The sequence below is a fragment of the Mycobacterium sp. genome (assembly GCF_035506235.1).
In the GTDB taxonomy this organism is placed as follows: domain Bacteria; phylum Actinomycetota; class Actinomycetes; order Mycobacteriales; family Mycobacteriaceae; genus Mycobacterium.
Genome location: NZ_DATJPU010000106.1, coordinates 1 through 8648, shown reverse-complemented (window position 1 = coordinate 8648; position 8648 = coordinate 1). Strand labels below are relative to the sequence as shown.

Here is an 8648-nt window from a genome sequence, read left to right as displayed (position 1 = left end):
GTAGCAACCTCAGGGCACTAAATCATCAAAACAGCCAAACTTGGCCGACGTAGCGTACACCCCACTCCCTCGAGCAGTCCGGGAAACGCTTCGCCCCATTAGGCGTGTGCGAGGGCAGCCGGGCGGGGATCGAGGAGAGCTTCCAGCCAGCCGACCGTCCGCACGATACCTTCGGTTAGGTCGGTCTCGGGTTTCCAGCCCAACACCCGGCTCGCCAGGGTCGAGTCCAGCGCGCTCGCAGGAACCTCGCCGGTGCGGGCATCGGCGTAATCGGGCGGACGCGAGACTCCCACCGCCGCGGCGATCAACTGGTGCAGTTCCATGACCGACGTCTGTATCCCGGTACCGATATTGAAGGTGCCGGTCGTTGTGATCGGCGCATCCGCGGCGCAGAGGAAGGCGGTCACTACGTCATCGACGTAAACGTAGTCGCGGGTGGCGGTCCCGTCGCCATAGATGGTCGTGGGACGATCGGAAATCATCGCACTGCCAAACACTGTGACCACGCCGGCTTCCCCATTTGGATCTTGACGCGGCCCGTAGACGTTGGCCAGCGCCAGACAGATGGGCGCTAGTCCGTACATGCTGGCGTAGGCGTGTACGTACAGCTCGCCGGCGACCTTGGCCGCCGCATGTGGAGACCGCGGGTCCACGGCGGTGTCCTCGGTGGCGGGCAAAGCGGCCGGTGCACCGTAGCGGGAGCCACCCGAGGCAGCGTACACGATTCGCGGGACTCCGGCCCGGCGGCTCGCTTCCAGCAGGTTGATGGTCCCCAGCACGTTGTTGCGGGCGTCATGCCGTGGATCGGCAACGGACCTGCGCACGGCGACCTGTCCAGCCAAATGGAACACCACATCCGGATTAGAGTTTGCGACGATGTCGGACAAGCCGGGGCGCTGAACGTCGAAAGCGACGAAGGTGAACCGGCCGGGCCCCTTGTGTCGGTGAGCCGAACCGAGGTTGGCGGCGGGATAGCCGGCGCTCAGATTGTCGACTCCTGTCACCTGGTGGCCTTCCTCCAGCAGACGGTCGACCAGGGTGGAACCAATGAATCCGGCGGCACCGGTGACAAGGGCACGCATCACTAGCCTTCTCCCGTTCGGCGGTGAATTGTTTTCGGGCGCAAAGAGTTTGAAGGGGAATCAGCAATGACGTCCGGAGAAGCGCCGACGCGAGATCCCAGTGCAAGGGCTGCGGCGCTACAAGCGGCCGTACGGTAACCCTGAGTCAACTGTGGCGTGGCTTTTCGGTCGGTCGCCTCGCGGATGTAATTGCCGATCTGGCGCAACGAGCGGTTGGCCTCCGGCACCATCGGCGCAGCGATCTGGAAAACGTGCATCTGTCCCGGCCACACTCGCAGCTCCACCGCTACCCCAGCCGCAGCCAACCTGCTCGCGGCCAGCCGAGCATCGTGTAGCAGCACCTCCGAACCGGATACATGAATCAACGTGGGGGGCAGACCGGCTTCGATGTGGTCGAGCGGTTCGTAAATCTCCTCGGGGTGCCCCTCCATGGTGCGACGCTGGGACGCCTTGGCAGCCAGCTCGGCGAACGCGCGTATCGCCTTCGCGCAGAACATCGCATCGCTTCGGATGTTGGGGTGCGCCTGCTTGGGGGTCCGGGATATCTGCATCAGCGGTGACATGCAGACGATGGCCGCGAGGTCCTCGCCTTCCCCCCACAGGCGTTGGGCCAACGCGAGCGACAAGTAGCCTCCCGCGGAGTCGCCGGCCAAAACGATCTGCTCTGGCCGGTAACCTGCGCCACGCAGCCACCCATAGCCGTCGTAACAATCATCGATCGCCTGACCGATCGAATGCCTGGGCATCATCCGATAGTTCATCACTAGCACCGGCGTATCGGCGTACGCGGACAATGTGGTGACGAGCCGGTCATGGGTGTTAGCGCCACAGGTCAGAAAGCCACCACCGTGCATGTACAACACGACGCCGCGGGTGCCATCGGCAGGCAATACGCCGCCTGCACGGACCAATCGGCCGGTGCAATGCGGCAACCGAATCGTGGCGCGTACGCTGCCCGGCGCAGGCGTCACAGCTCGGGCAGCAAAGTCGACGAGGCCCCATGGCCACGGCGCGTTCGCTAAGTGGCTGCCCATTGCCAGGGCGGGCCGGATGGTGACACGAGCCCCGAGCCAGGCAAGCCGGCCGGCAACGCTCGGCTCATCCTCGACGACCTCCCGAAGCATCCCGGAGTCCCGCCCGTCGAACGCCAAAGTTTGCCGTTGAGCGGCGGCTGCCTTGCCATTGTCGAACCTGATAGGCCGACCATGTGCTGCGAGCGTTCGTCCTTCGTTTTTCATGGTCAGCCATCGACGTGATTGCCCAAATTCGCGCCGCGGCTCCCGTGAGCCCGCACGTTGGAAATATCGAACCCGTGCCGTGCGGCGACGGCCTCAAGCACCGGCGCCACGTTGGTGGCCCACCAAAGGTGCTGGTTAGGGTGTGTGGCGCGCCTGCGCCAGAGGTCGACAGCACGGTGCAGCCAAGTCAGCAGGATGGCGACGCGCTCATCGACGTGTGCGTCGCCGCGCTCCTGGTCGCCGATTTCGGCGTCCGATTGATCTTTTGCGGCACGTATCGCATCGCGCTCACAGTCTGAGAGGCCGCCCACCCGTAGCCGCTCAGCGACGATGGCGCCCAGGTCAGCCTGCTCTACGAGGCAGCTTGCAGACAGGACCATCAGGTACTCGTCAATCAGCGCCGGCCGGCCTGGACGGCCCCCGCTCCAGTCCACGATGCCGGTAACCGGTCCCTCCGGGCCGGCCACCCGGACATTGCCCGGAGTGAAGTCGCCGTGAGTCCAGCTCACCGGTAGACGTCGGCCGAAAAGTGCCCGGCGCAGTATCACGCCAACCCGGTCGATTTCCGGAACAAGACGGGGATCGAGCCGCTGGCACATGTAGGACAAGTCCGCCAATGGTTCCAGGACCCACCGCCGCAGATAGCAAATATTGTCCACGCCGACGAACGTGGCGGTCCGCCGGTGCAGCGGCGCAATGGCACTCAAAGCCGCAGGGGTGAGCTGCTGGGCACAGTCCGGGCGACGCCCCAGCACTTCGGCCAGGTCAACGCCCGGGCGGTAGGACTCCATGGACATGGTGGCGTCGCCGCGCTCGTTGAAGGCCAGAATCCGTGGCAGCAATTCGCGCCATTTTTCGTCGAGTCCGTGGTGAATGGCCAGTTCGGCGAGCACACGCCGTTGCATGCGCAGTTCTGCGCCACGTAGCGGGCCACGAGCCATCTTCAAAACCGCAGCGGGCGGTCCTTGTTCGGAGCGCAGCAAAACTACGGCGGTGTCGCTGACGAGTTCGGCCAGCGGCGTACTTAGTTCGATATCGATGAGACCAAGCGGGAGGTCGTTGACGTCGTGCTGCCGGCCTGACCACAGCGGCGCGGTGGATCTGATTCGCCGTGTGCTCATGGTTCGCCGACCAACAGTTCAGCACGCCTAAGGTCCATGTCGCTCCTACCAGCCGGCGGGAAGGCGGGCCGCGGTTAGGGCGGCAGCGCCTCGTGCGATCATACCGATGATACACTAGTAGAGCAGTTTACATACTAATCGGAATCATAACAAACAAATTACAAGCCTTACAGTCCGTTAACGGCCGCGCAAGTGAAGCATCCATTCACTCAAGATCTCATTGACTAACAGGCCGCCGGACCGGCAGAGGACTGCGACCGTAACCGCGCGCGGGGTTGTAGCGCCGCATCCGGTCGGGCGTCTCTGCGCCTTCGATCCGTACCGTCAGCCGGCCGGGGAGCTCCAGTCATCCGTCCAACACCACGTAGTCGATAGGTTTGAACGTGCCGTTGTTCGATTTCTCAGCCGAACACGCGGTCAATGCGACAAACATGTCCATTTCGGCTTGCAGATCAAGGTGATCTCCTGCTTTTGATGACGGCACACCGACGGTGATGGCGCCGCCGCGATCCACGGCGACATTCATGAAGATATTGAACGTAGTGCCGATCCGGCGTCCGTCGACGCCGAACGGCTCGAGCGCGAGCTTCAGGTTTTCCCAGCAGCTCGGGTGATAGCCCTCGTGCCGGTACAAGATCTCGAACATCTCCTGACTGCACGGGGTGAGCAAGAAGTCGTGGCGCCCGGCGGTGTCCTCTCCAATTGTGAACATAGGCCGGCTGTCGTCGGAGTACAGCACGTCGCCGGTGCTCAGGTAAATCTTGCCGGCGTAGTCGATCGATCGTCCAGATGACAGGCAGGCCGACGCGCCGCCGGCAGCGAACGCGAATAGGTCAGCAACCTGCTCACCGTCCGGGTCGATGACACGCAGGGTTTGACCGCGCGCGAGAGTGAATCCGTGGCCGGTTTGCGGCGGGATGCGAATGATTGTGCCGTCGCTCACTCGGCTGCCTTTTCACTTGAGGGCGCGAACGGGCAGCGCCAGTCGTCTTCCACGGCGCGGCCAGAATACTGCCGGGCCTCCGAGCTCGAGCCGAAATTCGTTAACACCGGGTTGATCGAGCCCGAAAACGCCACGTCGCGAGCGCGGATCATGTCTCTGAACATCTCGAATTTTCCGCGCTCCCGCATTCGCTCGAATTGCTCGTGCAGATTGAAAACGAGTGTGGCGTAAGGGAACTGGCGGGCTTTGCGCGACGCGAGGTGGTGCATGCCGACGACGAAGTATGCGCGTGCGCCAATGCTGAACGAGAACCGTTCATTTTCCGGGTCACAACTGACCTCAGGGTCCCATGGAAAGTATTTGCCGTCGATATCGTGCATCGTCTGCAATTGCACCCACATCAGGCGTTCGAACTCCACCTCCGACATCGCCTTCGGCCGGCTGAAGACGGCGATAAAGGTCACGAAGACCGTCTCAAGCGAGCCCATTTCGTAAGCGAACTCGTAGAGGTCGTGGCAGAGGGCACGCGCGACAGTGCCGGCGCCAAGCTCGGGGTATAGACCGAAGCGGTAGAGGCGGCGGTTGAACGCCGACCGCGCGCCGACACACGGGTAGCCCTCGCCCAGGACCCATTCGCGCAGATGATCGTGCACAGCGACTTCGGCTGGGTTCGGTGGCCGCGGCGGTTCCAGGATGCACTCGAGCGCGCCATTCCGTGACCCTAAGTAGCTCGAGCCCGCGGTGGCAACCGGATCGGCGGCCAGTGGGTTCCACCCCCTGTGCCGTCCCAGATCCACGTTCGGTTCCGCGATGGTCGGCATTACCGGGTCTTCCTCGCGCGCGCGGCCCATCGCACGTCATCACTCAGCCACCGTGCGTCCAGCTCACCGGCGATCCCACCCAGACAAGGGCCCGCCGCCGCACCCTTCCGAGCCTGATCACCGCGGGAACCCGGCGACGGTCTAGCCGCCTGCACATGTCCGGCAGGTCCGCCAGCGGTTCGACGACCCACTGCCCCAACAAGCAGCGCGCCAGCACCTTCGCCAAGCCCATTCCCGACCGAAAGGACTCCAAAGCCATGGTCCTGTCGGTGCGCTTGTCGAAGGCCTGGATCCGCGGCCGCAGTCGGCGCCATTCTGCGTCGAGTTCCTGGTGAATGGCCAGTTCGGCGAGCGCGCACCGCTGCGTGCGCAATTCCGCGGCTCCCAGGGGGCCGCGGGCGGCCTTCAAAACGGCCGCGGGCGGTCGCTGCTCGAGACGCAGCAAAAAAAGTCGTCAGACCCGTGAGGTCGTCGCGGAGAAATTCGTCACTCATGGGCGCGTGACCGTGACGATGACCAGGGCGAGCCGCTCGACCTCGTCGTAGACGGCATTCGCCAGTTCCTCACCATACTCGTCCGGGTCGAACTCGCGATAGGTCAGGTCCAGGCCGGCGCGGCTGCACAGCTCGGCCACGGTGTCGCGGAAGGGATCCTCCCCCTCTACGATCGCCGCGCCGCTGAACAGGACGAGGGTGCCGCCGAGGGCGAGGCGTTCGACCGCCTGCTCCGCCACGGCCAGCGACAGGCCGGCTCCGAGCGGGCCGCCGCCGTGCCGGTAGGCGCGTTCTGCGGTATCGATCATGAAGGGCGGGTTCGACACGATGAGGTCGAACGGGCCCTCGACGTCGCGGAGCATGTCGCTGTGGCGCACATCTACCCCCTCCGTCCCGGCGAGCCGGGAGTTGACGCGCGCCGCGCGCATGGCAGCAGGGTTGATGTCGACGAGCACGACCTCGGCGCCGGGTGCGCGCTTTGCGACGCAGATTCCGGCCGCCCCCGAGCCGCAGCCGATATCGACCGCACGGCGCACCGGCCGCATCCGGCCGTCGAGATGCGCGATCACTGCGGAGACGAACCGCATCGTGTCTGGCCCGAAGAACACCGCGTCGGCGGCGCTCGGCGGGTAGGAGGAGTGGGCGAACAGTTCGCCGTCAAGGCTCGAGAACCTGATCGTGGGCCGCAGCAGGGGGCCATCCTCGGCGACGGCGCCGGCCTCCCACATTAGCCGCAGGATCGGCCTGGGGAGGAGGTCGGCCCGGAACGGCCGGCTCCAGCCGAACACGTCGCGCAGGCTCTTCGCCTCGGCATTCCACGGCCGGGCGTTGACGTGGGCATGGGTGGCGGGTGTGACCGTAGTGAAGCTGTAACCGGTGTCGCGCACGGCGCGTGCCAGGGCCAGCACGGCGTCCTCGTTGTGGGGAAACGGATCGGATCGCGGGACGGTCGTTTCCCTGACGAGTTCTGTCGGCAACAGGCTTACTTCGATGTCCATGAGACTGATCGGAAGATCTTTGGGGTCGATCAGCCTCGCCGACGAGGAGGGCGCTGTCGATCGATTCTGCCTTGTGCTCATTGTTCGCCGACCAGCGCCGACGCAGTACGCCTAAGGTCCATGTCGCTCCTACCAGGCCGGCGCGGGCCGCGGCTAGGGCGGCAGCGCCAGAGTTGCATCATACCGATAATACACTGATAACGTGTTTTACATACTAATCGATAGATTTGAACCCGTATAGCCGGGCTTCTAGTCTCGTAGCAGCTATAAAGCCGGCCATACCCTCAAGAATCACGAGAAGGCAAGGCCCGGCTATCCGGCAAACAGTTGCGACCCGCCCCGGCGCAGCGACTCAGCAGGTGGTCGGCATGCAAACCTCAAGGGTGCGGGGAGCGCGTCCCAAAGCAGGCGTCTGAGAAGATCTGCACGTCGGCACTTTGAGAAAGGCTTCGGGCTACTGCGGTTCGCACGGAGTCGACATATCGCGTCGGTCATCGAGTCCTGTGCTCTCGTGCGGAAGTACATCAACGCTGGCGCTGACGGACTGATCCGGGCGAGCCACCAAGGCGAGGCTGCCGAGGCTCATGAATACCCCAGCCAGAAGCGCTCCCCCGATGACGTCGCTGAGCCAATGGGCTCCAAGACCCAAGCGGCTCAAGGCAACAACCACCACGCCGGCAATCACCGAGGCCGTCGCCAGGGCCTGCACTATACGGCCCCGTCCGACCACGATGCAGGCAGCGATGATTCCGAGCAGCGCGCCGATCCCGGCCACGTGCCCGGACGGAAACGGATGATGTGCGGTACTGAATCGCGGTAATGCCCGGATTTCCGCTTCGGTCAATGGGCGGTAAATGACCGCCCTGATCGCGGTGTTGGCGAGCACAGCCCCCGCGACCGTGCCAACCACAACGACGCCCGGCCTTACTGAACTAGCACGCCAGGCCAGCACTGCTCCGCCGATTACTGCGGCCGCTGCAACCGTGAGGGGGTTGCCGAGCCGCGCGGTTATCAACAACGCTTCGTGAAGGCCCTGAGATCGGTGGACGCTGTCTCCGATCCAAGACGCGGTCGGAGCGTCGAACGCCGTTACCCATCCGTGGACGTGCACGCCGACCGCCAGCCAGGTCAAGACCAACACGAGCCCGAGCGGAACTAATGCCATGGGCATCCGCCAGCGACGAAACAGCGCATCAATAGCCAACAACAACTCCGATTCCCCAGAACCCGACGGCCCCGAGGTAAATAAGTCTGCGGCCAGCCGCCGAGCACTAGCCTACGTGGTTTTCGGTGGAGCTAAGGATATGAGTGTTCACGACATAGGTGACAGATGAGTTGCGCCATGGGTTACGGCCGCGAAGGCGCTCCGGTGAGTCGCTCCGTATCTTGCTCCAAGCGGGACGACTGCTCGAGGTGGCCTGCGGCCTAGGCAATTTCACCGGATCGTTGGCAGAACGACTACCGGATAGAGGCCTCGCCGCCGGTTCGACATCTCCGAGCCATGCTGACGCGCGCGGTACTGGACCACAACGTGCTCCCTGTTATGGCCGCGGCGACGCTCGCCTGCTGTCGTTCGCCGACGCGTCATCCGACGCGGTTCGCTGCTTGGGCCGCTTTACCTCATGTCCGAGCCGTTCCGCATGGCACGCGAAATGGTGCGGATGCTCAAGCCCGGGGCCGCATCGCGGTCCTCACCAGTTACACCCCGGACGCCTCCCATCCTGCATGCGATGACCGTGCGTCGTCAGGCTCACCATGTTCGACCGCACCTTCGGCAGGTAGTACTCAACGTTCATCCATCGACCCCAGGATGTTGGGGGGCACTCAGGTTGAGCACCAAAGGGTAGAGATCCGGCACTGACCGTGAGCAGCTTGTTGGCTGGTCATGCCGGGGTTTGGTGTTCGCGGTGCCGGGGCGGCACGGTGATCACGTCGTTGTAGGTCGACGGCC

Annotated in this window: 7 protein-coding genes and 1 pseudogene; all 8 read right to left on the bottom strand. The window is 64.2% G+C overall.

Annotated features, from left to right (window positions below):
- Window positions 1-98: 98 nt before the first annotated feature.
- A complete protein-coding gene (locus VMD50_RS09825; protein ID WP_325427254.1) occupies window positions 99-1082 on the bottom strand; it encodes an NAD-dependent epimerase/dehydratase family protein in 984 nt (327 codons plus the stop codon).
- Window positions 1083-1252: 170 nt separating this feature from the next.
- Window positions 1253-2206, bottom strand: a pseudogene (locus VMD50_RS09820) (alpha/beta hydrolase fold domain-containing protein); the annotation flags it as partial.
- Between the two features lie 116 nt (window positions 2207-2322).
- Window positions 2323-3441, bottom strand: coding sequence for a phosphotransferase family protein (locus tag VMD50_RS09815; protein WP_325427251.1), 1119 nt, complete (start codon window positions 3439-3441; stop codon window positions 2323-2325).
- A 346-nt stretch (window positions 3442-3787) separates the two neighbouring features.
- Window positions 3788-4384, bottom strand: coding sequence for an urea carboxylase-associated family protein (locus VMD50_RS09810; protein WP_325427249.1), 597 nt, complete (start codon window positions 4382-4384; stop codon window positions 3788-3790).
- Window positions 4381-5235 (bottom strand): guanitoxin biosynthesis heme-dependent pre-guanitoxin N-hydroxylase GntA, encoded by an 855-nt coding sequence (gntA, locus tag VMD50_RS09805; RefSeq protein ID WP_325427247.1) that lies wholly within the window; start codon window positions 5233-5235, stop codon window positions 4381-4383. Before gntA ends, VMD50_RS09810 begins: the two co-directional genes overlap by 4 nt.
- Window positions 5236-5248: 13 nt before the next feature.
- Window positions 5249-5650, bottom strand: coding sequence for a hypothetical protein (locus VMD50_RS09800; protein ID WP_325427245.1), 402 nt, complete (start codon window positions 5648-5650; stop codon window positions 5249-5251).
- A 45-nt stretch (window positions 5651-5695) separates the two neighbouring features.
- Complete coding sequence (locus VMD50_RS09795; RefSeq protein ID WP_325427243.1) at window positions 5696-6697, bottom strand: methyltransferase; 1002 nt, start codon at window positions 6695-6697, stop codon at window positions 5696-5698.
- A gap of 454 nt (window positions 6698-7151) precedes the next feature.
- Window positions 7152-7901 (bottom strand): phosphatase PAP2 family protein, encoded by a 750-nt coding sequence (locus tag VMD50_RS09790; protein WP_325427241.1) that lies wholly within the window; start codon window positions 7899-7901, stop codon window positions 7152-7154.
- Window positions 7902-8648: the final 747 nt, after the last annotated feature.